The sequence below is a fragment of the Acidovorax sp. GW835-FHT14G06 genome, from assembly GCF_058793595.1.
In genome coordinates this window covers 55,769-80,503 of sequence record NZ_JBXAGA010000003.1, presented here as the reverse complement: position 1 = coordinate 80,503, position 24,735 = coordinate 55,769, and the positions used below count along the sequence as shown (strand labels likewise).

The 24,735-nt window shown below is 60.9% G+C and carries 23 protein-coding genes; 15 read left to right on the top strand and 8 right to left on the bottom strand.

Translation table 11 applies throughout. The features are described 5' to 3' along the window. The first annotated feature begins 183 nt into the window (after positions 1–183). The 3 genes from AC1Q64_RS05470 (at position 184) to AC1Q64_RS05460 (ending at position 1,905) form a co-directional block, all read left to right on the top strand. Complete coding sequence (locus AC1Q64_RS05470; RefSeq protein WP_146191474.1) at positions 184–537, top strand: hypothetical protein; 354 nt, start codon at positions 184–186, stop codon at positions 535–537. 241 nt (positions 538–778) lie between these two features. Beyond that, positions 779–1,522, top strand: a complete 744-nt coding sequence (locus AC1Q64_RS05465; RefSeq protein ID WP_199227824.1) for a HupE/UreJ family protein — start codon at positions 779–781, stop codon at positions 1,520–1,522. A 32-nt stretch (positions 1,523–1,554) separates the two neighbouring features. Next, positions 1,555–1,905, top strand: coding sequence for a DUF6488 family protein (locus AC1Q64_RS05460; RefSeq protein ID WP_288851642.1), 351 nt, complete (start codon positions 1,555–1,557; stop codon positions 1,903–1,905). Positions 1,906–1,980: 75 nt separating this feature from the next. Here AC1Q64_RS05460 and AC1Q64_RS05455 read toward each other — a convergent pair whose 3' ends face one another. After that, positions 1,981–2,259 (bottom strand): metal-sensing transcriptional repressor, encoded by a 279-nt coding sequence (locus AC1Q64_RS05455; protein ID WP_108500227.1) that lies wholly within the window; start codon positions 2,257–2,259, stop codon positions 1,981–1,983. 101 nt (positions 2,260–2,360) lie between these two features. On the opposite strand from AC1Q64_RS05455, the gene AC1Q64_RS05450 reads away from it, so the two are divergent. Continuing rightward, on the top strand, positions 2,361–3,677 hold the full coding sequence (locus AC1Q64_RS05450) for an MFS transporter (RefSeq protein ID WP_108500226.1): 1,317 nt from the start codon (positions 2,361–2,363) through the stop codon (positions 3,675–3,677). A gap of 32 nt (positions 3,678–3,709) precedes the next feature. Here the strand turns inward: AC1Q64_RS05450 and AC1Q64_RS05445 are convergent, their stop codons facing one another. Next, positions 3,710–5,044, bottom strand: a complete 1,335-nt coding sequence (locus AC1Q64_RS05445; RefSeq protein ID WP_108499856.1) for a heavy metal sensor histidine kinase — start codon at positions 5,042–5,044, stop codon at positions 3,710–3,712. 262 nt (positions 5,045–5,306) lie between these two features. Between AC1Q64_RS05445 and AC1Q64_RS05440 the strand changes: the two genes are divergently transcribed. The 8 genes from AC1Q64_RS05440 (at position 5,307) to fliQ (ending at position 14,429) form a co-directional block, all read left to right on the top strand. Beyond that, positions 5,307–5,645, top strand: a complete 339-nt coding sequence (locus AC1Q64_RS05440) for a DUF4148 domain-containing protein (RefSeq protein WP_108499857.1) — start codon at positions 5,307–5,309, stop codon at positions 5,643–5,645. 144 nt (positions 5,646–5,789) lie between these two features. Further along, positions 5,790–6,239, top strand: coding sequence for a hypothetical protein (locus AC1Q64_RS05435; RefSeq protein WP_291437270.1), 450 nt, complete (start codon positions 5,790–5,792; stop codon positions 6,237–6,239). Between the two features lie 68 nt (positions 6,240–6,307). Continuing rightward, the gene (locus tag AC1Q64_RS05430) at positions 6,308–7,438 is read left to right on the top strand and encodes an efflux RND transporter periplasmic adaptor subunit (protein WP_108499854.1); all 1,131 of its coding nucleotides are present in this window, start codon (positions 6,308–6,310) and stop codon (positions 7,436–7,438) included. Between the two features lies 1 nt (position 7,439). Further along, a complete protein-coding gene (locus tag AC1Q64_RS05425; protein ID WP_288851640.1) occupies positions 7,440–10,547 on the top strand; it encodes an efflux RND transporter permease subunit in 3,108 nt (1,035 codons plus the stop codon). After that, positions 10,540–10,842 (top strand): DUF3240 family protein, encoded by a 303-nt coding sequence (locus tag AC1Q64_RS05420; protein WP_108499852.1) that lies wholly within the window; start codon positions 10,540–10,542, stop codon positions 10,840–10,842. Before AC1Q64_RS05425 ends, AC1Q64_RS05420 begins: the two co-directional genes overlap by 8 nt. Further along, the gene (locus tag AC1Q64_RS05415; protein ID WP_288851639.1) at positions 10,839–12,086 is read left to right on the top strand and encodes a TolC family protein; all 1,248 of its coding nucleotides are present in this window, start codon (positions 10,839–10,841) and stop codon (positions 12,084–12,086) included. Before AC1Q64_RS05420 ends, AC1Q64_RS05415 begins: the two co-directional genes overlap by 4 nt. A gap of 109 nt (positions 12,087–12,195) precedes the next feature. Further along, complete coding sequence (locus AC1Q64_RS05410) at positions 12,196–14,079, top strand: heavy metal translocating P-type ATPase (protein WP_108499850.1); 1,884 nt, start codon at positions 12,196–12,198, stop codon at positions 14,077–14,079. Between the two features lie 80 nt (positions 14,080–14,159). Then, positions 14,160–14,429: a flagellar biosynthesis protein FliQ gene (gene fliQ, locus AC1Q64_RS05405; protein WP_108499849.1), complete on the top strand. Its 270-nt coding sequence runs from the start codon at positions 14,160–14,162 to the stop codon at positions 14,427–14,429. A gap of 1,003 nt (positions 14,430–15,432) precedes the next feature. Here the strand turns inward: fliQ and AC1Q64_RS05400 are convergent. The 6 genes from AC1Q64_RS05400 to AC1Q64_RS05375 form a co-directional block, all read right to left on the bottom strand. Beyond that, positions 15,433–15,846 carry a hypothetical protein gene (locus AC1Q64_RS05400; RefSeq protein ID WP_233250714.1) on the bottom strand — a complete coding sequence of 138 codons (414 nt, stop codon included), beginning with the start codon at positions 15,844–15,846 and terminating at the stop codon, positions 15,433–15,435. Continuing rightward, positions 15,843–16,313 carry a chromate resistance protein ChrB domain-containing protein gene (locus AC1Q64_RS05395; RefSeq protein WP_288851638.1) on the bottom strand — a complete coding sequence of 157 codons (471 nt, stop codon included), beginning with the start codon at positions 16,311–16,313 and terminating at the stop codon, positions 15,843–15,845. The genes AC1Q64_RS05400 and AC1Q64_RS05395 overlap by 4 nt, the downstream gene beginning before the upstream one ends. Beyond that, a complete protein-coding gene (locus tag AC1Q64_RS05390) occupies positions 16,310–17,230 on the bottom strand; it encodes a Fe-Mn family superoxide dismutase (RefSeq protein WP_492250711.1) in 921 nt (306 codons plus the stop codon). Before AC1Q64_RS05390 ends, AC1Q64_RS05395 begins: the two co-directional genes overlap by 4 nt. 25 nt (positions 17,231–17,255) lie before the next feature. Continuing rightward, complete coding sequence (locus AC1Q64_RS05385) at positions 17,256–18,458, bottom strand: chromate transporter (RefSeq protein ID WP_288851636.1); 1,203 nt, start codon at positions 18,456–18,458, stop codon at positions 17,256–17,258. A 24-nt stretch (positions 18,459–18,482) separates the two neighbouring features. Next, positions 18,483–19,445: a chromate resistance protein ChrB domain-containing protein gene (locus AC1Q64_RS05380; protein ID WP_288851635.1), complete on the bottom strand. Its 963-nt coding sequence runs from the start codon at positions 19,443–19,445 to the stop codon at positions 18,483–18,485. 320 nt (positions 19,446–19,765) lie between these two features. Beyond that, a complete protein-coding gene (locus AC1Q64_RS05375) occupies positions 19,766–22,162 on the bottom strand; it encodes a DNA polymerase II (RefSeq protein ID WP_288851634.1) in 2,397 nt (798 codons plus the stop codon). A 390-nt stretch (positions 22,163–22,552) separates the two neighbouring features. Between AC1Q64_RS05375 and AC1Q64_RS05370 the strand changes: the two genes are divergently transcribed. From AC1Q64_RS05370 to AC1Q64_RS05360, 3 genes are read left to right on the top strand one after another with little or no spacing between them, the layout of a single operon-like run. Next, complete coding sequence (locus tag AC1Q64_RS05370; protein WP_492250710.1) at positions 22,553–23,137, top strand: hypothetical protein; 585 nt, start codon at positions 22,553–22,555, stop codon at positions 23,135–23,137. Next, on the top strand, positions 23,137–24,258 hold the full coding sequence (locus AC1Q64_RS05365; RefSeq protein WP_288851631.1) for an ImmA/IrrE family metallo-endopeptidase: 1,122 nt from the start codon (positions 23,137–23,139) through the stop codon (positions 24,256–24,258). Before AC1Q64_RS05370 ends, AC1Q64_RS05365 begins: the two co-directional genes overlap by 1 nt. Continuing rightward, positions 24,255–24,734 carry a PIN domain-containing protein gene (locus tag AC1Q64_RS05360; RefSeq protein WP_288851630.1) on the top strand — a complete coding sequence of 160 codons (480 nt, stop codon included), beginning with the start codon at positions 24,255–24,257 and terminating at the stop codon, positions 24,732–24,734. The genes AC1Q64_RS05365 and AC1Q64_RS05360 overlap by 4 nt, the downstream gene beginning before the upstream one ends. Position 24,735: the final 1 nt, after the last annotated feature.

The following is a 24,735-nucleotide window of genomic DNA, read 5'->3' as shown; positions in this document are numbered from 1 at the left end:
GTGGGCCAGCCGCGTTGTCGGCAGCCGGGTGGTGCATTTCGCGAACCACGGAATGAAGTCTAGAAAGCACGCCCTGCTCGGGCACTGACTGCCAGATTACGTTTGTGTCAGCTTTGGCGGAAACAATGGCTTTTCATCGCAGCCCACGCATTTCTGCGGGCCGCTGATCTAGAATCTGGCGACATGTCCCGACGCCTGTGGTCCATGCTCCTGTTGATTGCCCTGCTGTGGCAATCCGTTGGCATGGCCAGTCCCTTTGCGGTGGCCCAGCGTGCGGAGCAGTTGACACACATGGTGGTCCACACGCAGGACGTGGACCATCATCACCATGCCGACAAGTCCCTGCATCTTGAAGCCTCTGGCGGCCTGGACACCCATCAACATGCGGACGAGGGGATCACCCCCGCAGCCTTGTTGTCCAGTGCTTCATGGAGCATTCCCAGCGTTCCTCCATCCAGCCCTGCGGCTCCTGCCGCTTTGCGGTACAGCCCCCCATCTCTTGAAGGCCTTTTAAGGCCCCCATCAGCGCTCGCCTGAGCGTTGGCGACTGACAGCGACCTCCGCCTGTCTGTTCGCCCTTCGCGCCTCACCTCTCTTCTCCTGACGTCCTTGGCATGTCCATAAGCGTGTGCTTTGCGCGCGCCTGGCTCGGCCTGCCTGGTCGTCCGATACCAAGACCCGCTTTATCGCGCGCCTTGGAGCTTTTGTTCGCTCTTTTTTTGGAAGGCACTTCATGAAACTACCGCTTTGGTTGAGGCGGCTCACTCCGGCATTTCTCATGCTCATTCCTCTGATGGCCGTCGCACACGGCATATCAGACGAAGACAAGCAGCGCATGCTGGATGGTGGTTATCTTCAGTACATCGGTCTTGGCGCGAGCCACATGCTCACCGGCTATGACCACTTGCTATTTTTGTTCGGGGTGGTGTTCTTCCTCACCTCCTTCAGGGACGTCGCCAAGTTCGTCACGGTGTTCACGATTGGCCACTGCATCACGCTGATCTTTGCCACGTACTTCAAGATCACCTGGAACTACTACCTGGTCGACGCCATCATCGCGCTGAGCGTGATGTACAAGGCGTTCGACAACAACGGGGGGTTCCAGAAGTACTTCAACGCGAAGTCTCCCAACCTGTTGGCGGCCGTGTTCGGCTTTGGCCTGCTGCACGGTTTCGGGCTCTCGACGCGGCTGCAGCAGTTGCCGCTGGGGGACGACAACACCTCCATGCTGCTGCGCATCCTGAGCTTCAACCTGGGCGTCGAACTCGGCCAGATCGCAGCGCTTGCCGCGATGGTCGCTCTGCTTACCTTGTGGCGCCACAGGCCGTCGTTCAAGCGATTCAGCTACGTGGCCAACCTGGGTCTGTTTTATGCCGGTGTGTACCTGCTCTTCATGCAGTTGCACGGATACCAGCACGACGTCGATCCAGACAGCTTCCGTTTCCCCGCCACCGAGCACCGGCACATCCATGAAGATATGGATATCCAGAACTCGACTGACAACAGTCGCAACACCCTTTGATCCGTTTTTCAACCACCCTAAAGGAAATCACCATGAAGTACATCATCGCCGCCGCCACCATCGCATCCGGCTTCACCTTCGCGGCTCCAGCAATGGCCGCAGAGGGCAGCAGCTGCCATTTCCACGGCAACAAGCCCACGACCGATACGGTTGTGGTGGGCTGCGCCAATCAGCGCAAGGATGCCCTGGTGGGCAGTGGCAAGCTGGACAAGGGCTGGCAGGCCATCAAGAGCGAAAAGGCTGAGCTCATCGATGGAAAGAAGGGCAAGGAATGGCGCGTGACCTACAGCAATCCTGCTGAGCAGGACAAGAGCAAGGCCAACCTCTACATGTTCTTTACCCCTGCAGGCAACTTCGTTGCCTCGAACTTCACGGGACAGTAATGTCCAGGGCCCCCGGGCAGGGAGCGGGGGCCCGCTCAACCGACGAACACCGGGGCCAAGAATGCTGCCGCTTGGTCAAAGGTATTTCGTCAAATCCTTGAACTCCGCGATGGAGGCACGTGCCGACGCTGCGCTTGCGCCCACAACCTGGTCCAGGCAGTTGTCGAGGTGATCGTGGATCACCACTTTCTTGGCAGCGCTGATCGCGCGCTCCACAGCATGCAGTTGCTGCGCAATGTCACTGCAAGGGCGATGGTCCTCGATCATGGCAATGACGTTGGCCAGATGGCCGTGCGCACGCTTAAGGCGTTTGACCACGTCGGGATGACTGGCATGTACATGATTTTCTGTCATGAAGTATCCTATCCCCCAGGATACGTTAAAGTCAATATTACAACCCTCGCTATGCCGTGATTGCAGGCGGATGCGAAAGGGCGTTTCTCGAAAGGCCACGCATGTTGGACGTGCTCGCAAGCCGGACTTATCGGCATTTGTTCTTCGCGCAGGTGATTGCGCTGCTGGGAACTGGCCTGGCAACTGTTGCGCTGGGCCTGCTTGCATACGACCTCGCAGGCGCCAATGCCGGCGCCGTGCTGGGTACTGCGTTGGCCATCAAGATGCTGGCTTACATCGGCGTGGCGCCGGTCGCATCCGCCATGGCAGAGCGTTTGCCGCGCAGGGCTGTTCTGGTCGCACTGGACCTTGTCCGGGCAGCCGTTGCACTGGTGCTGCCGTTCGTCACGCAGATATGGCAGGTGTACGTCCTGATCTTCGTGCTGCAGTCTGCGTCGGCCGCGTTCACACCGACGTTCCAGGCAACCATCCCCGATGTGCTGCCGGAGGAAGCCGACTACACCAAGGCCCTGTCGCTGTCGCGCCTGGCCTACGACCTCGAATCCCTGGTCAGTCCCATGCTCGCCGCGCTGCTGCTCACTGTCGTGAGCTACCACAGCCTGTTTGGCGGTACCGTGGTGGGATTCATCGCGTCAGCGGCGCTGGTGGTCTCCGTAGTGCTTCCCATAGCCAAGATGCCGCCCAAGCGCAGCATCTACGAGCGCACCACCCGGGGGATGCGGATCTACCTGGCGACGCCGCGGCTGCGTGGGCTACTGGCGCTCAATCTGGCGGTGGCGGCAGGTAGCGCGATGGTGATCGTCAATACAGTCGTGATGGTGCAGTCGCAGATGGGGTTGACCCAGACATCCACGGCCATTGCGCTTGCGTGCTTTGGGGCCGGTTCCATGGTCATGGCCCTTGCTTTGCCCAGGCTGCTGGACAACGTGCGCGAAAGGCCCGCCATGCTCGCTGGCGCATCGGTGGTTGCAGCAGGGCTGGTGCTCGGTTGGATCACTGCCACCCGGTTCGAGGTGCTGTTGCCCCTGTGGTTCGTGATGGGCCTTGGGTACTCGCTCGCCCAAACGCCCTCGGGTCGGCTGTTGCGCCGTTCATCGACTGATGCCGACAGACCGGCCTTGTTCGCCGCCCATTTTGCGCTTTCACACGCCTGCTGGCTGATCACATACCCTCTGGCCGGGTGGGTGGGGGCACGTTACGGGATTGATGTCAGCTTTGTGTCACTCGGCGTGGTTGCAGTTGCCGCCATTGCCCTTTCTGCCCTTATGTGGCCTGAGCATGAGCCTGCGGAGGTTGCACACACCCATGAGAATCTCCCGCCTGATCACCCGCACCTTGTCGAAGTGCCGCAAGGTGCCATGCAGAAACATTCGCATGCTTTTGTCATTGATGATGAACACCAGCGCTGGCCTCACTAACGGAGCGTTGAAAAACTCCAGCTTGCTTTGCCTCAGCGGCTAGTAACATCGATTCCAACGCGGGTAATTCCGTTCTTTGATGTGGCGAATGGCTTTCCCGCATGCATGCGGGCAATGGCTCCGACGATGGCGAGACCCAGCCCGTGATTGGTCTGCGCGTGCGTGCGTGAACGATCTCCGCGAAAGAAGCGGTCGAAAAAATGAGGGAGATCAATGGGATCAACTGGTGCCCCCTGGTTCTCCACGCTGATGGCAACACGGCCGTCGGTCTGAGGATCGATGCAGATCCGTACCTCGGAGCCTCTTGTGGCATAGCGTGTTGCGTTGCCCAGCAGATTGGATACTGCGCGCCGTAACAGAGGCCCGTCAAAAGTCCCTGTGGCATCGCCACGGATCACGGCTGTTACTTCTGCTTCAGCCAGCGCGGCTTCATGGTAGTCAAGAACGTCGCTGGCGACCTGCGCCAAACTGCCGATGTACGCCCTGCGCGCGCTAACACCGCGATCAGCCTGTGACAGGAACAACATGTCGTTGACGATGCCCGTCATGCGCTGCAGTTCTTCGAGGTTGGATGCCAGCACGTCGCGAGTGTCCGCATCCTTGGAATTTCTGAGAGCGAGTTCATTGCTTGTCGTGAGCGTGGCCAACGGGGTGCACAGCTCGTGGGACACGTCCGCATTGAATCCCTCCATCTGGGTATAGGCCTTTTCGATGCGCGACAGCAGGCTGTTGAACTGTTCAACCAGAGGAACCAGTTCAAGTGGTTGGCCTATTCCATCCAGGCGGTGATGCAAGTTGTGCACCGAGAGCGAACGGGTCTGCTCTGCCAAGTGATCCACTGGAGCCAAGCCCAACTTGACCAGGAAGACGCCGCCTAGCGTGATGATGACTGCGCCACCTACTGCCGCAAAAAAGAGCGTGAGACGAAGTCGATACAAAAGAAGATTGTCGGCCTGGATATCTAACGACAGTTGCACGCGCATTACTTTAGTGTCTGGCCCGGCAACCTGGCCCACATCGAACAAGCGGTGACGCAGCACTGTGCGTTTATTCTGATTCCGTGTATCAGAAAATAGAACGGCGCCGGATGGGTCTTCCACTTGAAGCGAGAGATCCCCGTGGCCGACCAGAAAATCACTGAGCCCGTGAGACAAATTGTCCAGGTTCTTGTGCTCCTTGCCATCGGTCAGCATGTGGCGGACCACTGCCTCCTTCTGGGCGAGCGTCTCGTCCTGTCGCTCATGAAAGTTAGCCTCGGTCACTACATACACAGCCAGACAGACCAAGCCTAGGCCGGCAAAGCTTTGCAACGCGAGCCACCAGGTCAGACGTTGTCGCAGGGAGCTAGGTCGAACGAGGCGATTCATGCCCGCCGTCCAGCTGTTCTAGTAAGAGGCAGATGCATTGTGGGTTGCCAATGGATCGGGCGGCCGATTCCAGAGACAGGCTGTTCGACAAGCGGATTGGTCATCAATAGATTTTCTGAGAGAGCGGGCGAGTTGCCGATTACAAATTTGTAATCCGGACGTTGGGGGGCTGTCGCAGTTCGATTTCTACAGTGGGTGCCATGTCAAAAGACATAGCCGAGGCAAGTTGCCGCGGTTCATCTCCAACCAGAAGGACATCACCATGTACTCTCGCAAATCCTTTCTTCTTTCTCTGGCTTTTATCGCGGTGGCGGCACCTGGACTGGTGTCGGCTTCTTCCTTGTATCACCCGACTGGCGGTGAAATCGGGTACACGACTCACCCGGAACACCAGCAGAGCACCAAGTCCCGGGGGGAGGTGCTGCAGGCCGTCGAGGCTGCGCGCAAGGATGGCACCTTGGCCATCATGTCGCGGGGTGCGCCGTTGCCGATGAAGCTGACGGGCCCAACCAAGACGCGTGAGCAGGTGCAGCAGGAATACCTGACGATGACCGAGTCCGAACGGCAGTACCGTCAGGAGATGTACGGAGCTGGCAGCTGAACAGTGTACGGATAGCTTGAGCGCAAGCCAGGCGGCATTGGTTCACTGGAACGGTGCTCTAGCTACACCAAATTGTCCTGAAAGCAGACATCAAAATTTTCAACGGCTGAGGCATAATGGATGCCGCTACACACACGGCCCCCTATGCCTTCCCTCACGTGCAAAGACCCAGTCCAAGTGAGCCGATTTTCGGTCTCTCTGGCGCACGCGTGGTGGATTGCTAAATGGATTTTGGTACTGGTTTTGGCATGGGACCAGATCGCCTCGCCGTTGCATCAACACCACCACGACTCAGGCATTGACGCCTCATGGATTGGTGCCGTGAAAGATGGTGCATCCGCAGGCATGCTGCATGTTGACGATGGCGACAACCTCGCTCTGTTTGCACATGCCACCATGGCGGTGCAACTTCAGGCATCGTCTGGCCAACTGAGCGCGGCCACACAAGCCTTTGCGCTTTATGTCGCGTTTGCTGAGATTTTCGATTTCGCGCAAAGCGAAGAGCCGCACACCTGGCCAGCGTATGTGGCCCCCATCTATCCTTCGTTCCGAAGTTTGCCCCCGGGAGGCCGTGCGCCTCCGCTCCACGCCTGAAAAGCCCCTTCTTTCGCTTTTCCTGACTGCGCCCGTATCGCGGGGTGCTGTCTTTCGTGGAGTTTTCGATGCTGTACCGTTTTTCCCGGCTGGCGCTTGGGCGCCTGGCTGTTTTCGCCTTTCCTTGTCTGATCGCGTCGCCCATAGCGGCTTTGGCGGCTGACGAGTTTCCCGTCAGTGCTGCGCAGATGCAGTCCCTGGGCGTGCAAGTGCAACGCCTTGAAAAATCCAGCGATACGTCAGGCCAGACCTACTCTGCCCGCGTGGTGCTCGCTCCCGGACAGGAGCAGATTGCCAGCGCACCGCTTGCAGGCGTAGTTGACCAGCTGCTGGTCGCTGAGAACGATGCTGTGAAAGCCGGTCAGCCGCTGATGCGCTTGATCAGCCCGGAACTGGGTGAGTTGCAGCTCAAGCTGATGGAGGTGAGCTCCAGCAGCCGCCTGTCCCAGAAGGCCTTGCAGCGCGAGCGCCAGCTCTTTTCGGAAGGGATCATTCCCGAGCGCCGTGTACAGGAGGCTGAAGCCACTGCCGCCCAGGACGCAGCCCGTAAGCGGCAGGCCGAAGCTGCACTCCGCTTGGCTGGCCTGGACAACGCGCGGATCCGCAGCATCGCCGATGGCGGTAGTGTGGAGACGAGCGTCACGGTGCGGGCCAAGGGAGCGGGGCTTGTTGCTGACCTGTCCGTCAAGCCCGGTCAGCGTGTACAGCAGGCTGACTTGCTGATGCGCATCGCTAACCCCAGCAAGCTGGGCCTGGATATCCAGATTCCATCAGCCCGCACCGCCCAGGTTGCAACCGTGAAAGGGTCGGCCATCACCGTGGTCGGACGCGATGGTGTTCAGGGCGAGGCCCTCAGCGTGGGCCCGACCGTCAGCGACAACCAGATCCTTGTCCTCAAGGCCGTAGTCACCAAGGGCGCCGAGCAGCTGCGTCCAGGCGAGATCTTGCAGGTGCAGGTTCCCTTCTCTGGCGGGAGCGAGGGTTGGACCGTGCCGCTGCAGTCGGTGGTGCGCCAAGGAGACAAGGCCTATGTCTTCGTCCGTACGGAAAAGGGCTTTGTCGCCACGCCAGTCTCGGTGCTCGCGAGCGCTGGCCAAACCATGCGTGTCACCGGCGGGCTGCAGGCTGGGCAGGAGATCGCCACTGCGTCCGTGATCGCGCTGAAGGCAGCATGGCAGGGCAAGGGCGGGAGCAATTGAGATGCTGGCACGCCTTGTTCAATTTGCCTTGGCGCAGCGGCTGTTCGTGCTGCTCGCTGGCGCCCTGCTAGCGGGCGCGGGCTGGTTCTCGTTCAAGAACCTGCCCATCGACGCCTTCCCTGATGTGTCCAGCACACAGGTGAAGATCATCATGAAAGCTCCAGGCATGACGCCCGGAGAAATCGAGAGCCGTGTAGCCATCCCCATCGAGGTGGAGATGCTCGGTATCCCCAAGCAGCGGATCCTGCGCTCTGTCACCAAGTACGGTCTGGTGGACGTCACCGTCGACTTCGAAGACGGCACTGACATCTACTGGGCCCGCCAGCAAGTGTCCGAACGCTTGGCCAACATCAGCGCCGACCTTCCGCCGGGCATCTCGGGCGGCATGGCACCTGTCACAACTCCGCTGGGCGAGATGTTCATGTTCACGGTGGAGGCGCCGACCATGACACTGGAGGAGCGCCGTAGCCTGCTGGACTGGGTGATCCGGCCTGCGTTGCGCTCTGTGCCTGGTGTCGCTGACGTGAACGCGCTGGGTGGCAAGGTGCACAGCTTCGAGGTCGTGCTGGATTCCGTGCGCATGGCAGCCATGGGGTTGTCTGTCACAAAGGTCAAGGAAGCGATCGAAGCCAACAACCGCAACGATGGTGCGGGCCGGCTCGGCGAAGGTGATGAAGTGCTGTTGGTCCGCAGCGAGGGCAGCATTCGCACCAAGGATGACTTGATGTCCATCGTCGTCAAGAACGACAGGGGCGGCAGCGTGCGCCTGCAGGATGTGGCGCAAGTGCGCGATGGCAGCGTGACACGCTACGGTGTGGTCACCAAGGATGGCAAGGCTGAGGCGGTTCAGGGCCTGGTGCTGGGATTGGCCGGCGCCAATGCCCAGAAGGTGGTCGAAGGTGTGACCCGCAAGATCGAGGACATCAAGCCCACCCTGCCTGCTGGCGTCGAACTGAAGGTCTTCTACAACCGCGCACAACTCGTCGAGAAGGCGGTGGGCACGGTGTCCAGCGCCCTGATGGAAGCAACGGTACTGGTTCTGGTGCTGCTGGGAGCGTTTCTGGGCAACGTCCGTGCCGCTGTGGCGGTGGCAGTCGTCCTGCCCCTGTCCGCACTGGCGACCTTCCTGTTGATGCGTGCTGCGGGCATGTCAGCGAACCTCATGAGCCTGGGTGGCCTGGCCATTGCATTGGGCATGCTGGTCGACGCCGCCGTGGTGGTGGTGGAAAACATCGTGCAGCACCAGGCTGAAGATGAGTCCAAAGGCAAGCTGCCGCGGCTGCATATCATCTTCCGGGCGGTACGCGAGGTGGCGGCACCCGTGGCCGCGGGCATCCTGATCATCGTGCTGGTGTTCCTGCCTCTGCTCACGTTGCAAGGGCTGGAAGGCAAGTTCTTCGTGCCGGTTGCCATGAGCATCGTCTTCGCGCTGGCCAGCTCGCTGGTGCTCTCGCTGACGATCATCCCGGTGCTGTCGTCCTTTCTGCTCACCAAGGTGGCGCACCACGAACCGTGGCTGCCGCGCAAGCTGCTCAAGGCCTACGAGCCAGCGCTGGCGTTCGCACTGCGCCGCGAGCGGGTGGTTTATGTGGTGGCCTGTCTGATGCTGGTGGCTGCTGCTGTCGTGTACTCGTTTGTGGGCAAGACCTTCATGCCGCAGATGGATGAGGGCGACATCATCGTCGGTATTGAGAAGCTGCCTTCTGTGAGCCTGGAGGAAACGGCCGCGCTAGACCTGAAGATCCACCAGGCGCTGATGAAGGAGATCCCCGAGATCACGGGTGTGGTGGCGCGGGCGGGGTCCGACGAGATCGGCCTGGATCCGATGGGCTTGAACCAGACAGACACATTTCTGATCTTGAAGCCACGTGCTGAATGGAAGTTTGCCAACAAGGAAGAGCTGATCGAGAAGATCCGCGGCGTGCTGGACCAGCTGCCTGGCATCAGCTACAGCTTCACACAGCCCATCGACATGCGTGTCTCGGAAATGATCATCGGGGTACGGGGCGACATCGCCATCAAGGTGTTCGGTCCCGACCTCGACAAGCTCAACGAGCTGGCCGGCCAGATCGAAGGCCTGATGAAGCAAGTGCCCGGCAACCAGGACGTGTATACAGTGGAGAACGATGGCGTGCAGTACCTGCGCGTTGTGGTCAACCGCGTGGCCGTAGGGCGTTTCGGCCTGTCGGTCGAGAACGTGCAGGATGCGCTCAGGGTGCAGATTGAAGGGCAACGCGCTGGTACGGTGATCGACGGCAACCGCCGCATCCCTATTGTTTTGCGCGGAGCAGATGGCGTGAAGGTGTCTCCTTCCGAGTTCGCAGCGCTCACGATCACGACTCCCGATGGCCAGAGCGTTCCTCTGCAGGAGCTTGCAACGCTGGAGCGCGACAGCGGACCGGTCAAGATCGACCGGGAAATGGGCAGCCGCTACAGCGTCGTGATCGCCAACGTGACGGGCCGCGACCTCGTGGGCTTCGTCGAGGAGGCCAAGGCCAAGATCGGCCAGGCTGTGCAGTTGCCCACCGGCTACCGCATCACCTGGGGCGGCCAGTTCGAGAACCAGCAGCGCGCGGCAGCACGCCTGACGCTGGTGATCCCCCTGTCCCTCGGCGTGATCTTCCTGGTGCTGTTCTCCACCTTCGGATCGGTGCGGCAAGCCTTGCTGGTGCTCAGCAACATTCCGTTTGCGCTGGTGGGCGGCATCTTTGCGCTGTGGCTGACTGGGGAATACCTGTCCGTGCCCGCGTCGGTCGGCTTCATTGCGCTGCTGGGCATCGCCGTGCTCAATGGGGTGGTGCTGGTCAGCTACTTCAACCAGTTGCATGCCGAAGGCATGTCTCTGGTGGACTGCGTGACACAGGGTGCACGCCGAAGACTGCGGCCAGTGCTTATGACTGCAGCCATCACGGCGTTCGGTCTCATTCCGCTGCTGTTCGCTTCGGGACCGGGCTCCGAGATCCAGCGGCCTCTGGCCATTGTGGTGATCGGTGGCCTCATCACCGCCACTGCGCTGACGCTCATTCTCTTGCCCATTCTCTACCTGCGCTTTGCACACGCGAAGCCCAAGCAGATCGAAGCAACCACCCCGGAGGCCGCAAATGCCTAAGCACTGTCTTTCACTGGTATGCGGTCCCGACATCGCGGAAAAGCTGCTGGATGCCCTGTTGACGTCCGTTCCGGACCAGGTGTTCACCAGCACGGCCACCTTCAGCCATGGAACCCCGCATGGGCGCCTCTCTGGCGTGGAACAGGTCATGGGGCGCAGCGCGTCCATGCAGATCCAGCTGATCGTGACCGAAGAGCAATTGAAGCAGACCCTGGAGATGGTGCATCAGAAGTTCAAGGGAACGGGTGTGTGCTTCTGGGCCTGCGAATTGAGTGTTGAAGGGGTAGTTGAATGAAACAGTGGATTGCCATCGCGGGATCGACCGCGTTGATGACGTTGGCGCTGCCAGCAGGGGCGTGGGTGAATGGATCGGCGCCCGAGTTGCTGCCTACCCCATTGGTGCGGCAGGCAATTGATCAGGATCCTGCTGTGCTGGAGGCGCGCCGCGCACTGGCGGCGGCAGGGCACGGTGCTGCAGCGTTGCGTGTGGGATCGCATGAGTGGACTACGCGTGCGACCGTGCAGAGCCGCAGGTACGACGCGGGAGGACGCTCCAACGAGTGGGAAGCTGGTATCGAACGCGGGTGGCGCGTTGCCGGCAAGGCCCGGCTGGATGGAGATATCGGGAACGCCGACATCGACATCGCCAAAGCCCAGATCGGGGAGGCCATCCACGAATCAGCGCGAGCGCTCTCCGACCTGTGGATGGATGTCATCGCCGCACGCCGCATCAAGGAGGTGATCGCTGAGCAAAGGGGCTTTGCGCAGGAGAACCTCAAAGCTGTGGAAAGCCGCCGCAAGGCCGGTGACGCATCCGTATTGGACGTCAACCTGGCGACGACCGACATGATCGAGATGGACCGCCAGCTCAGTGCCGCGACGACGGCTGAGGCCAAAGCCCAAGCCACGTTGCGCGCACGCTTTCCTCTCATCACAGACCTGCCGCAACTGGTGGCCGACCCTCAGCCATTGGAAACCCCGCAGGAGCAGTGGCGCGAGCGGATCCTGGCAGAGAGCGATCCGGTGCGCATGGCCGAGGCACAGGCGCGCAAGGCAGCGCTCTTGGCAGATCGCATGCGTGCCGACAAGACGCCTGACCCCACCGTGGGCGTCTTCGTTGCCTCCGAAGCGAGACGCAGCGAGCGGATCTACGGCGTGAGCGTCAGCATTCCTTTGAGCGGTACCTATCGCAATGAGCGGATGCTGCAAGCCTTGCAGGAGGCCGAGGCCGCGCGCGCCAGGCTGGATGGCAAGCGCCGCGCTCTGGAGATTGAAGTCGGTGGTACTTACATCGATGCCACAGGGAGCTTCGAGCGCTGGCGCCTGACCTCGCAGGGCTTGGCCTCCACGCAAAGCAGTGCCCGTCTCACCCAGCGTGCGTACACCTTGGGAGAGGTGGACTTGCAAGGCCTGTTGCTGGCCCGCAAACAGGCTCTGGACGCCACCATGGCTGCCGAGCAGGCACGCGTCGAAGCATTGCGCGCGCAAAGCCGGCTGATGATCGATGCCCACCTGGTCTGGGGCTTGGACGACGACTGAGCCTTCCCAGCGCCTGGTGCGTGAGTGCCGGGCGCTGCGCTGAAGGCGCAGTAGAGACGTTGCCACCGTTCGCGGTGGTATGCGGACCCACATCAACGGAGGAATAACCATGACAACAGTTCCAGCCGATCAACAGCCTGCCGCCTCGAATCTCAAAGCTCTGATGACACATGAGCGGTGGGTGGAGGTCGCACGCATTGCAGTCACCGGATTTATTGCACTGCTCTTTTGGCGGAGTTTGGTAGCGGTCGAGATCCTTTGGGTCGCGATTGCCATCGGTCTGTACCCGCTTGTCAAAACAGGCGTGAATGACCTGGTACGCGAACGCAAGATTGGTACGGAAATTTTTGTCACCGTGGCGACGCTGGTTGCAGTCTTCGGCGGAGAAGCATTGGCCGGTGCAGTGCTGATGGTCATCATCCTGATTGCCGAATTCATCGCCGAGCTGAACACAGATCGTGCACGGGCATCCATCAAGTCGCTGATTGGCTCGGTGCCCCAGACTGCGCTGCTGCGCACCGCGCAGGGTGAGGAGACGGTGCCTGTCAGCACGCTGAGGGTGGGCGACATTGTGCTTGTGCGCCCCGGGGAAAAAATCCCGGTCGACGGCAGAGTGCTCAGCGGCCAAGGCTCGGTCAACGAAGCTACCATAACCGGCGAGAGCGTGCCCAAGGACAAGGCCATGGGCAGCCAAGTTTTTGCCGGAACGCTCGTCGACTCTGGCGCGTTGGATGTCCTGGTGGAGCAACTGGGTGCCGATACGACCTTCTCTCGCATCATCGCCTTGGTGGAAAACGCCGAGGCCGAGCAAGCCCCTGTGCAGAAACTGGCAGACAAGGTGGCGGGCTGGCTCATCCCTGTCGTCTTCATTTTCCTGATCGGCGTGTACCTGGTCACACAGGACGTGCGAACCATCGTCACGCTGTTGATTTTCACGTCGCCTGCTGAGCTGGGGCTGGCGACGCCGTTGGTGATGATTGCGGCCATTGCACGAGCGGCACGATCGGGCATTCTCATCAAGGGCGGCATCTATCTGGAGAGTCTGGCAAAGGTCGACGTCATGGTCTTCGACAAGACTGGCACGCTCACCGCAAATCTTCCCGAAGTGGTGCAGGTGATGTGTGTGGACCCGGCGTTTGATGAAGACAATTTGCTGCGACTGGCTGCCGCGGCTGACCGACGCTCAGCACACCCACTCGCCAAGGCAGTTGTGCAGGCAGCTGCGCAAAGGATCCTGGCGGTTCCGGAGCCCACCTCCTTCGAGCAGTTGCAAGGCCGTGGTGTGCGAGCCACTGCAGAAGGTCATGCAGTGCTGGTGGGGAACTCGGCCTTGTTGCGAGAGAACGGTGTTGATGTCAGCTCCACTGCATCTGAAACGGACGGCCGAACTCCGGTGCATGTCGCCATCGATGGCAAGTTCGCGGGGATTCTCTTCATCGCGGACACCTTGCGGCCAGGGGCCAAGGCCGCGCTGTCACACCTCAAGGCGAACGGCATCCAGCGGACCGTCATGCTGACTGGAGACAACGCAGCCACGGCCAAGGCAATTGCCGATCAGCTTGGCATCGATGAGGTTCGAGCCGATCTCATGCCGGCGGACAAGGTCAAAGCCATCGCTGAGTTCCAAAGCCAAGGCCACAGGGTCGCCATGGTGGGCGATGGCGTCAATGATGCACCCGCCTTGGCCAGGGCCGACGTCGGAATCGCGATGGGCGGCGCAGGTACGCAAGCGGCACTGGAAGCCGCCGATGTTGCGCTGATGACGGATGACCTTGCAAAGATTGCCGCAGCCCGCGCCATCGCCCGCAAGGCCTACCGCACGGTGCAAGAGAACCTGTTTGTGGGCGTCGGCGTTGTGCACGTGCTGGGCATCACCGCAGCGCTGCTTGGGTGGATCGGCCCGATACAGGCGGCAATCATCCATCTTGGACCCGACATCCTCGTTTTTCTCAACTCGGTCAAGTTGCTCAAGGTAAGGATCAGTGGTGCATAGAGGCGGGCGTTTCGAAGCTGGGGCGCGCGCTGTGTGCGCTTGCCAGTGCGCAGACCATTCAGCTTGAAGGATGTCCAGTCATGGAAGCACAACAAGTTCTCACGGCAGGCCAGACCGGGCTGCAGTTGCTGTTGATGATCACGGCCCCTATCGTTCTCGTGGTGCTGGTGGTTGGCCTGGTGGTGAGCATCTTCCAGGCGGTGACTCAGATCAACGAAGCGACGTTGTCGTTCATCCCCAAACTGGTGGCAGCGATCATCGCGCTGACGCTTGCCGGGCCATGGATTTTGAGCACTCTTGTCGACTATCTGCGCGAGGTGCTGATATCGATTCCAAAGGCGGTGGGATGAGATGCCGCTTTTGGGTGACTGCTGTGCAGCGACGCAAGCGCATTGTGCGTGGGGCGCTCCCATGTATGCGCTGGCCGGTTGTGTTCCTCGGCGCTTTCGTGGATCGGTGTCGCTCTGTAGACCAAATGGGTCAATGGTCTTTGCATGCGCTGTCGTTCTGCATGGCGCTGTTCCTTGTAGCTGCACCTGAGCCTCAAGCCGGCGATCAACAATGCCTGTGCTGATCATGCCTTCACGGCCCGGAAAGATGGTCTGGGTGATGGCGGCATGCTTGCCATTGCCATTGCCGTTGTGGTTTGGCAGATCAGGAGCCTGTGGTTCAAGCTCCATCCTGAGAAAGACAAGCGGATCAAGTTCAGCCGGAGATTGGCCAAACGCCTCAGAAGTCGCCAATTGGCGCTGCCCAGAGACAGAGAACGACCTCGGTCTCGGAAACGCAAGCCTCGCTCGTGGAGAGCACAAATCTGTTGTCGAACATTTCTAAGGAGAGTTGAAATTCAATACTCGTATATTCGCATCGCAACGCCCATGCTGGCCATGGTCCTTTCGGCTTGCGCCACCACCCCTGTCTACGAGGGGCGCCTTCCATGGAGGGAAGGATGGAGAGAGGGGGTGGTGGAAGCTGTTGGCGACTCGGATCACCTCAAATCGCGCTACCGCCAATCCTGCAGCACTGAAGCCCCGATGCGAACAACTGATCTTCTCGCTCGCGTTCGTTGGAGGCAAGTCGGCCATGCCCGATGGTGGACTGTGGTCGTGCCGCAAGGCACGGAACTGAAGGTTGGCGATGCTGTGTATGTCAACGTCGCGAGTTGCATGGATGCGGTCCATCCACGTGCACCTCAATTGAGATCCGGGGTCTCGTCAGGTTAACTCTGGATAGAGCTTTCGAGGCAGAGAGCTAGGCACCCCAATGCAATGTCATTCGTGGTGTAGCGCCAAGCTCCCGCAGTTCGCAGTCTGGTGTCTATCCCTCAGCATCCATTTGAGCAATGACACTCGGTCAGCGCTTGGTAGACCGAGGTCGCACTGCACCCTGGTAAACGACCGAGCGCTCATCACGGTACTGCAACTCTCCTTCGATCTGCATCACGTCAAAGCAGATGGGCTCCTTCTTGCTGACCTCGGGCAACAGCAGGCACAGTTGATCGCCGATGACGTTCCAGTTCCCTGACCGGCTTCTGCCGTTCTCCGCGCGTTCTAGCTGGCCGTTTGTAAGGTAGTAGTGGCTCCAATGCCGCCCATCGCTCACTTCCTTCCCTGAAATGGCTGTGCGAATCTGCGGCCCAGAGAGCTTGCGTTCCCCAGACTGTGCAGTCGAAGCCCCGGCCAGCGCTATAGCGTACGCCAGGAGTATCAAGGTGCTGCGCAGACAGCGTCTCGGGAGCGCATTCATTCCATTGAACGGCACGCTCATGCAGAGCCCACCGGTCCCATCTGGGGAGGCCAGTTGTGCGGTTCCTCCTGGCAGGATTTGCACCAGGCGTACAGGGCGTCGTACATCACCATGCCATGTCCGAGCATCTCGTGGTCGTCGCTGAAAGTCTTGGACAGGCCGAGCGACAACGCATAGAGGCCCGCAGACTGCGGCGCCAGATCCAGCCTGGAGGTGTCTGCGCCCCGCACGATCACGGCCAGTTGCTGCAAGGCGGCATCAGTGAGGTCGTACTTCTTGAGAAAAGCGTCAAAGCTGCACAGATCCCCCTCATGGGTCATTTCCACGCCCGGCACGTCGTAGGGTATCGCTCCGGTCTCTTGGGCCACCTGAAGCACAGAGGTCGCAGGCACATAGAGGAATTCTGGTGCCTTGTCGATGAACCGGGCAATCAGCCATGGGCAGGCAATACGGTCGATCTTAGGACGCTCACGGGTGACCCATTTCATGCAGCACCTCTTTGCACTTCAACAGGCAGGCCAGCCGCTAGCCAGGCCTCAATGCCGCCGACGATGTAGCGCGCATCTATTCCCCTGGCCCGCAGCGCCATGACCGTAGAACGACCAATATCCTTGCCGCGCAAGCAATACAGCAGCACCGGCTTCGTGGCTTCCAGTTCTTGGCTCCACTCCAATACGCGCGCAGGATCGCGCCAGGACGCTCCGGCAATGACCTGCGGGCTTTGCAGATAGTCCTCCTCACGTCGCACATCGAACGCACCTTCCGCACCGGCCATCGCGGCGCCTGTGTCGATGCCAAATGCCAACGCATCCGCCTCGACAGCAGCGCCGTAGCGCCTGTACACCTTGTCCCACTGGATGTTCGCCATGAAGGCATCCACATAGGCGCCCGCCTTGGCGCCGAAGTCCAGGTGATACGCATGCTCGTACATGTCCAGCGCCAGCACGGGCGTAGCGCCGGCCAGGAGGTGGGTGTGGTCGGCCGCCCAGTGGTTGATGAGCCGGCTTTCGCGGGAAGACCAGGACAGCAAGGCCCATCCCGATCCGCCGCCCATGGCCTTGGCCAGTCCGGTGAACTCACTGCGCCAGGCCTCGACGGAGCCAAAGTCGCGCGTGAGCGCAATGGAGAGTCCGCAGGAAGGCAGCACGCCGTTGCCGCCCAGGTTGTCGAAATACAGCTCGTGCAGGAAAGCTGAATTGGCGGCGATCAACTCCTCGCGCTTGAGACCGTTGATGGTGAAGGTGGCTACGGCACTCCAGTCCAGCGCTGCGAGTTCGCTCCGTATGGCGTTCAGGCGCTTGACCGCGCCCGAGTAATTATTCTCGTGGTGGCTGGTGATGAGGCGGCTCGACAAACCAGAGAGCTGGTCGGGGTTCAGGGTCAAAGGGCGGATTTGGTAATTCATGAGGTTCTCCTGTAGACGGTCAGCATCAGGCGTGGGCAACCAGCGGATAGACGACCAAGCCGATCAAGGCGGCGGCAGGCACCACCACCGGTTCGGGCAGCTTCTTGAACCGCCACAGGACCGCAGCGGTGGCGAGAAATAGCGCAGCGGTGGGCAGATCCACAATGGATCGCTGGCCCAACACCACAACAGCCCCCGCAATGGCCCCCACGGCGGCGGCCGTGACACCATCGACAAATGCGACCACACCGGGGTGCTTGCCATGCTTCTTGAAGTACGGCGCCGGGATCACGGTGAGCAGGTAGCAGGGAAGGAAGGTCGCTGCCGCCGCGACAACCGCGCCCCAGAAGCCGCTGGTCAGGAAGCCGATGAAGCCTGTGGTGATGACGACGGGGCCCGGGGTGATCATGGCCACGGCCACCGCGTCCACGAACTGGCGGTCGGTCAGCCATGCGTACTCCTTGACCACGCCGCCGTAAAGGAACGGTACGATGGCCAGGCCGCTGCCGAAGACGAAGGCGCCCGCATAGGTGAAGTAGGCTGCGATCTGCCCCAGCTTGTGCCAGTCGAGGTTCTCCAGGCTGAGTGCTGCAGCGATTGGTGCCGCCCACGCCACGCTGTGCAGTTGGCCGCCGGTGCGCTTCAAGGGACCACGCACGGCCCACACCAGCAAACCCGCGCCCAGAAAGACCCAGATCACTTCGGACTGGGTGATGATGGTCACACCGGCGCTGAGCAGGTAGATGACCCACAACAGTTTGTCCTTGCCCACGTTCTTGGTTGTGAGCTTGTAGGCGCTCAGGGCAATGATGCCGATGACGGATGCTCCAACGCCATAGAACACGGCTTGCATCCAAGAGATGCCGCCATAGGCTTTGTAGGCGGCACCCAGTGCGACCACCATCACGAATGACGGCAGCACAAACGCCAGGCCAACCAGCGTTGCACCCCACAGGCGGAAGTGCACATACCCCAGGTAGATGGCCAGCTGCGCCGCCAGGGGGCCGGGCATGAGCTGGGCCAGGGCCATCCCCTCCTTGTAGTCGGCGTCCGAAATCCAGCCGCGTTGCTCCACCAGATCGCGGTACATGTAGCCGACCAGGGCCACCGGGCCGCCAAAGCCGAGCGTGCCCAGGCGCAGCATGTAGCGCACCAGTTGCCACAGCGTGTAACCAGGGGCAGTTGCTGCGCTGGCATCGGGCGCTGCCGTTACGTTGAGATCGTTCATGTTCATTCCTGAAGTTGTGAGGTGCTACGCTTTGCGATTGGCAGAGAAATGGGCATGAAGCGAGTCCAGCACCCCGCCCACATCGGCCAACAGTGCGTCGTCGTCCGGCCAGCGCTTGCGCGCCCCGGCCAGCACGGCCTCGAAGCCGCTGGCTTCGGGTGTGGTTGTGCCCCCTACATCCAGGGCATGCACCATGGAGCCCAGGCGCAACAGGCCGCGATCACCGTCCAAACCAAAGCTCGCCAGCAGTACCTCAAACGTCACACGGTCGCCAACGTGGGAGAAGATCGCGCCATCGAAATCAAAACCCAGCGCGTCGGCGGGACAGTCGGCCGGAGATTCCAGCCAAAGAAAGCGCGCAGCGGGGTCAATGAAGCGCTGGATAAGCCAGGCACTCGCCACGCGGTCTACCCACAGATGCCGACGCGTCGCCCAGAGTCGCCCCTGGTACTGCATCCGATCACGCCGGGCAATACGGCCCGCTGTGGCCTGGGGTTCCCCGGGGGACTGGATGGACTCGACCGCATTCGTGAAGTCCTGCCATTGAGCTTCAGCGCGGATGGAGGCTTCACCGGGAAAGAAGTCGATCTTGCGGATGGCTTCGTAGGCGCGTCCATGCCGACGTTGTAGACGCTGAAGCTCGGCGGTAGGCAGCGTGGGAATAGTCTGGCGGGCTTGCGCCAACTCTTCCAGCCAGGACGTGTAGTCGGCCGTTCGATCAAACAGCGCTTGATAGACTGCTTGCTCAGCCATGTCCTTCGCTTGAACGCGCAACAGCCAAGCTTGCCCGCCTTCCTGCAAGGCATCATCGGCCAGCATCTGCAACTGCGCAGCCTGCTCCACGTAAGCGGGCAACAAGTAAGCTCCGTCACGTAAAGCAGCACAACCCAGTGCCTTGACGGCGCGCCAAATGCGCATGCGGGCCGTGGTGGCTGCAGATGGGAGACTGACGACGAAGGTCAGCCAAGATTCGGATGTGACAGACATGACGGCAGCTTAGTGCGCCGTCGTGAGTGCTGCAATGCTGTAATGATCTCTACAAATTTTGAACCACTAGGTCAGCATGAATCGCAGGCTCCAGTGGGGATCTCGTCAATAAATTTGCTGTCAGCCGAATGGCTGCTTTTCATCGCTAAGCACGCACATTGCGGTTTAGCGGTACCGGCTGCAATCGCTGCGAACCTGTCCTCCAGCGCGCTAGGGCTAAAGCCAAATGGGCAGATGTATTGTCGAGCCGCCACGCTGCCCTCTACCGGCCAAACAGTTCCGTCGTAGGCTATCTCCCCTCGGGTCATCTCCCCTAACTCCTAGAACAGCACCTTCTGCGCACTCGTCAATGCCGCAAAGCTGTCGCCCAACGGCTGAAGAATCGCATCGGCGATGGGCTGGAGTTGCTTGACGAGGTAGTGCTCATAGTCAATGCGCGAATGCCGGGCCTCCAGAGGTTCGGGGCCGCTCTGTGTCATCACGTACTCGATCCAGCCTCCACGCTGGTATTGCTGAGGGCGGTTCAACTTCGCGTTGTGTGCGTCAGCGATGCGTGCTGCGCGCACCTGGGGCGGTACGTTGACCTCGTAGGCATCGAGCCGGTGACGCAGGCGTTTACGGTAGACGAGAAGCGCATCCATTTGGCCCTCCAACATCGACCGCGCATAGTTGGTCACGAAGTCCTGATAGGGCTCACCATGGAAGATGCGTGATAGCAAGCCTTCCTGGAACTGGCGTGCCATCGGCGTCCAGTCGCTGCGGGCCATCTCCAGCCCGCGGTAGACCATCTCCTCCTGACCTTCTTCATCGACGCTCAGGCCGGCATAGCGCTTCTTGCTGCCGACATCCGATCCCCGGATGGTGGGCATGAAGAACTTGGCGTAGTGGGTATCGAACTCGATTTCGAGGAAGTTCTCCAGCTGCTGCTCTTCGCGCAACTTGTGGGTCCACCAGGCGTTGACTTCCTGCACCAGATGGGCCGCAATGGCGTGCGCCTCCGCATTGGGATAGGTGCGTTTGAGCCAGATGAAGATGGAGTCTGTGTCGCCGTAGATGACCTGGTATCCGCGCTCCTCCACAAATGCGCGGGTAAGCTTCATCACCTCGTGGCCGCGCAGGGTCACGGCGGACACCAGCTTCGGATTGAAGAAGCGGCACTCGGACGCACCCAACACTCCAGCGAAAGAGTTCATGAGCAGCTTCAGGGCCTGCGACAGCGGCTGATTGCGCGCACGCTTGGCCTCGTCCCGGGCATTCGACAGGGCGGTCACGATGCCCGGCAGACAGTGCTTCTCGCGCGAGAACAGCGTGCATTGCGGCCCCAGCACCAATCCGGTCTGGACGTTGGTGCTCTCTCCCTCGGCCAGACCCACGGGGTCCACCAGAAAGGTCCGGATGATGGAGGGGTACAGGCTTTTGTAGTCCAGGACTACGACTGAGTCGTAGAAGCCCGGGGTGGAGTCCATCACATAGCCGCCTGGAAAGGCCTTGGCCGCGATGTCACCCACATTGGGCGCTACGTAGCCCAGGCGGTGCATGCGCGGCAGATAGTGGTGGCTGAATGCGGCGATGGAGCCGCCGAAGTGATCTATCTGCAAGCCTGTAGTCTGGGCTCGCTCCAGAACGAACGGCAGCAACTCCAGTTTGTCGAAGATGCGCAGGACCAGCGCACAATCACGGATGTTGTAGCTGGCCAGCGCCTGCTTGTCTTCCTGGTAGCGCCGCTCAATCTCGGCCATTTTGTCGTAAGCATTGCCGATCTCCTTGCCCTCGCCCAGCAGTGCTTGCGAGACCGCTTCGAGGCTGAACGACGGGAAGCTCCACATGCCGGCCCTCAGCGCTTCGATGCCATCGACGACGACCCGGCCGGGCATGGGGGCGAACAGATAGCCTTGTCGGCCCGGGTGTGTGCGCCACGCGATGGGGCGGCGTTCGCGTCCGAGCAGCAGTTGCACGGCATTCGCGTCGGCCGTCTTTTGCAGCACCCGCAGATCGAACTGGATCACGCTCCAGCCGACGATGACATCCGGGTCATGGTCCGCAAACCAGGCATTGAGCTGCTCGATCATCGCCCTGCGAGTTGAGCAGTACACAAGCCTGAAGTCCATCGGCGACACAGCTGGCGCCGACACAGACTCTGGTGCTTCCCCCAGCATGAACACCACCCGGTCGCCTGCAGCATCTAGTGCGATGGAGTACAGCTCCTCGGTCGCGCTCGTCTCAATGTCCAGCGACACCACCTTCAATACCGGGCGCCAACCGGATGCTGGCTTCAACTTGCCGTCGAGGATGGTCGAGCCTTCGCGCTGGCCTCCCTCGATCAGAACACCGGCCGTGATGAACCGCTCCATCAGGTAGCGGTCGTGCGGGCGAACATCGGCTTCGTAGAGCGGGATCCCCAGCGGCTGGAGCGCGCGTGCCAGCTTGCCGAGATCGCGGAACCTGCGGGCATAGACGCCGAGGACGGGCTTCTGGTCGAATGTCTTCAAACCCAGCTCTCTCACCTCCAGGCCCTGCAGGTTTGCCAAGTACGCCTGTGCCGAAGCCCGATGGAGGGCCGGCAGGAAGGCGACCGACGTCTGTCGGGTTATCAGCACCTTCTTCGGCCCCTCGTCGGTGGCCAGCCAGTATTCAATCTCGGTGCCGTCGGGGAGGTCGCGCCAGTGGCGGGTGAGGATGAAGCCCCGAAGTTCGATGGGTGCGAGGGCTAAAGACATCAGGTGGAGCGGAAGACGGTGGCACGCTAATTCTGATGCCTCGGGCGAACAGTCTGAGAGCTACGAAGCGCTCTTGCGCATGATGCTGATGTTTTGTACAGTATTGCAAAAACCGACACCGGGAAAGCCATGCACAAACCATCGCGCTATGTATTCCGTCCTGCCCGGCCAGCACCCGCATTGCTGCGGCGCATTTGGGCGTGGTTCTGAGGCGGCGCTGCAGTGTCATCGGGCCTTGCTTGACGGAAAGGCAATAGAGGAGATGATCAGGAGACGGGCGTTGGCCCATTGAAATGGATTCGCATTGGAGCGCTTCGGTGCCGAAGATGCTTGCACAAAAATTGATACTGTCTAAAAATACAGGCCTATCGCAACTTCTAAGAGGGTGCCGTGTCTAGCTACATCTTTATCTCGCCCAAATCTGATCCTGGCATGGGCTACCCGCTGGCCGACCCGTTGCTCACCACCGGATCTCGGCCAACTATGGGCTCTTGTAGACCGGACCTACGCCGCCTCGTCCGCCCTGGCGACCAGATCTTTGTGATCAGCGGCAGCATGGGCCCCAGGCATCGGCAATATGTGATCGGCGGCTTGGAGATCGCAGAGAAGCTTGAAGACCAACTCGCTGCCTTGCGAAAATTTCCCGAGAACGCCCTGCGCTTCGAAGCGGGCAAGAAGATAGGCAACATCATCGTAACCGCCGACGGCTACCAGCACCCTCGGGACAACCACAAGCCGGAGTCTTTCGAAAACCGAATCAAAAACTACTTAGTGGGACAGAATCCAGTGGTGCTCGAATCCCCGCGCGAGGTTGAATTGGGACGCGAGCGGACCGTCGACATTCTTTCGAGTCTCTTCGACCGCTCGGGGCCACGCGTTGCCCAGATCGTCGGGCGCCACCGCAAGCTGACTGACGAGCAGGCGGACCGGCTGCGTCGGGAGTTGATGGACATTAAGCGCGAGGCGGCGGCGTGATGAATATCGGCGAGCACTTGGTCAGCCGGAAGCTCGCCGCCGACCAGATCGCCACGAAGGCGAATCTATCCTCCGAGCGGTTTGCGCAGATCGCCGCCGGTGCCGACGCGAGTCTGGCGGAGATGCGAGCCATCGCCAAGGCTATGCGCTTGCCTTTGGAGAGCTTGCTGGACGCGGAACCCGCTGAACCAGTTAAGGCGCTATTCCGTCACACCCTAGGGCAGCTCGAGGTTGAGGTTTCCTCGGAGATTGACGTCGTGTCCGCCCAAGTTCGCGACGCGCTGGCGATCGCACGAGGCATGCCCCGCAACACTGCGTGGCTCAATCTGTTCAGGGGCATGGAGCCGAAATTGGAGGCGGCTGAAGAATTTGCGCAACTTTTCCGCAAGGCATTCGCTGGCCTCGACGATAAGGAGCCCTTCCCGCGCCTGCCGCAAGTCGCCCACGAGCTTGGCGTCATCGTTCTCTACTCACGGGACTCGGTCATCGAAGGGGTGTCTGTCATCGTTGAGGGCTATGCGCTGATGATCTTAGGCGCGCGCGCGTTCAAGCCCCGCCTGCTCTTCACCATGGCTCACGAGTTTGGGCACTTGGTCGCGCACCACGACGATCAGGCGAGCGGCTACGCGCACCTTGATCGTCAAGAGGACTTCGATGGCATACCAGGTGGTCCGCGCAAGCTCGAAGAGAAGTTCGCTGATGCGTTTGGTTCGGCCCTCTTGCTGCCGCGTCATGGCGTGCTGCTGGCTATAAAGGCGATTCGAGAACAGCTCGGTGCCAAGGGGCCTCTAGGCGACATCGAGATCTCATGGCTGGCACACCTTTTCCACGTCAGCTTTGAGGTCGCCGCACGCCGATGCGAAGGACTGGGCTTGGTGCCGCCGCAGGGCGCGCGCGCTCTATATCAAAAGCTGCTGGACGACTACAAGAATCCTGAGCGGCGTGCCGCAGTACTGGGCATCCCACCGCGGCCGGACATCCAGGTGGACGCGTCCCCAGCGCTCCTGCAAGCGGCAGCGCGCAAGGTGAGGGCCGGGGAGATTTCGGTGGGGCGCGCTGCGGAGCTCCTCAACATCCCAGTCTCCGCGCTGTTCGTTGCCAACGCTGAAATAGCCGCGTGACCCTGATCCTGGACGCCTCAACCCTCCTGAACCTCGCCAACGGCGAAGTCCTTTCGAAAGTCCTGCGCCTCCCGGGCACATCGTTCCAAGTAAGCGGCGTCGTGCGCGACGAATCGCGCACAGTCGCGCAGGCGATCGACGCGGCTGTCGCGGCCGGGCGTCTCGCACTGGTCGACGACAAGTTGATCAGCGTCTCGCGCTTCCTCCGGGCGAAAGCGGAGTGGCAATTGGACAACGGCGAGACCGAGTGCATCCTAGCCGCATCGGAGTTAGGCTCCTCGGTCGCTTGCGACGACAAAGCGGCGCGCAAGGTAATCGTGAAAGTTCTTGGAGAAGATCGCCTCGCCGGCTCCATTGGCCTGTTGCGCGAGGGAGTGAAGGCGGGGCTACTCACTCAGGCAGAGGCGTTCGCCGCCTACTGCCTAATGCGCGAGCGGGGAGGCTTCCTGCCCGCAATCAACGCAGCCGACTTCTAAC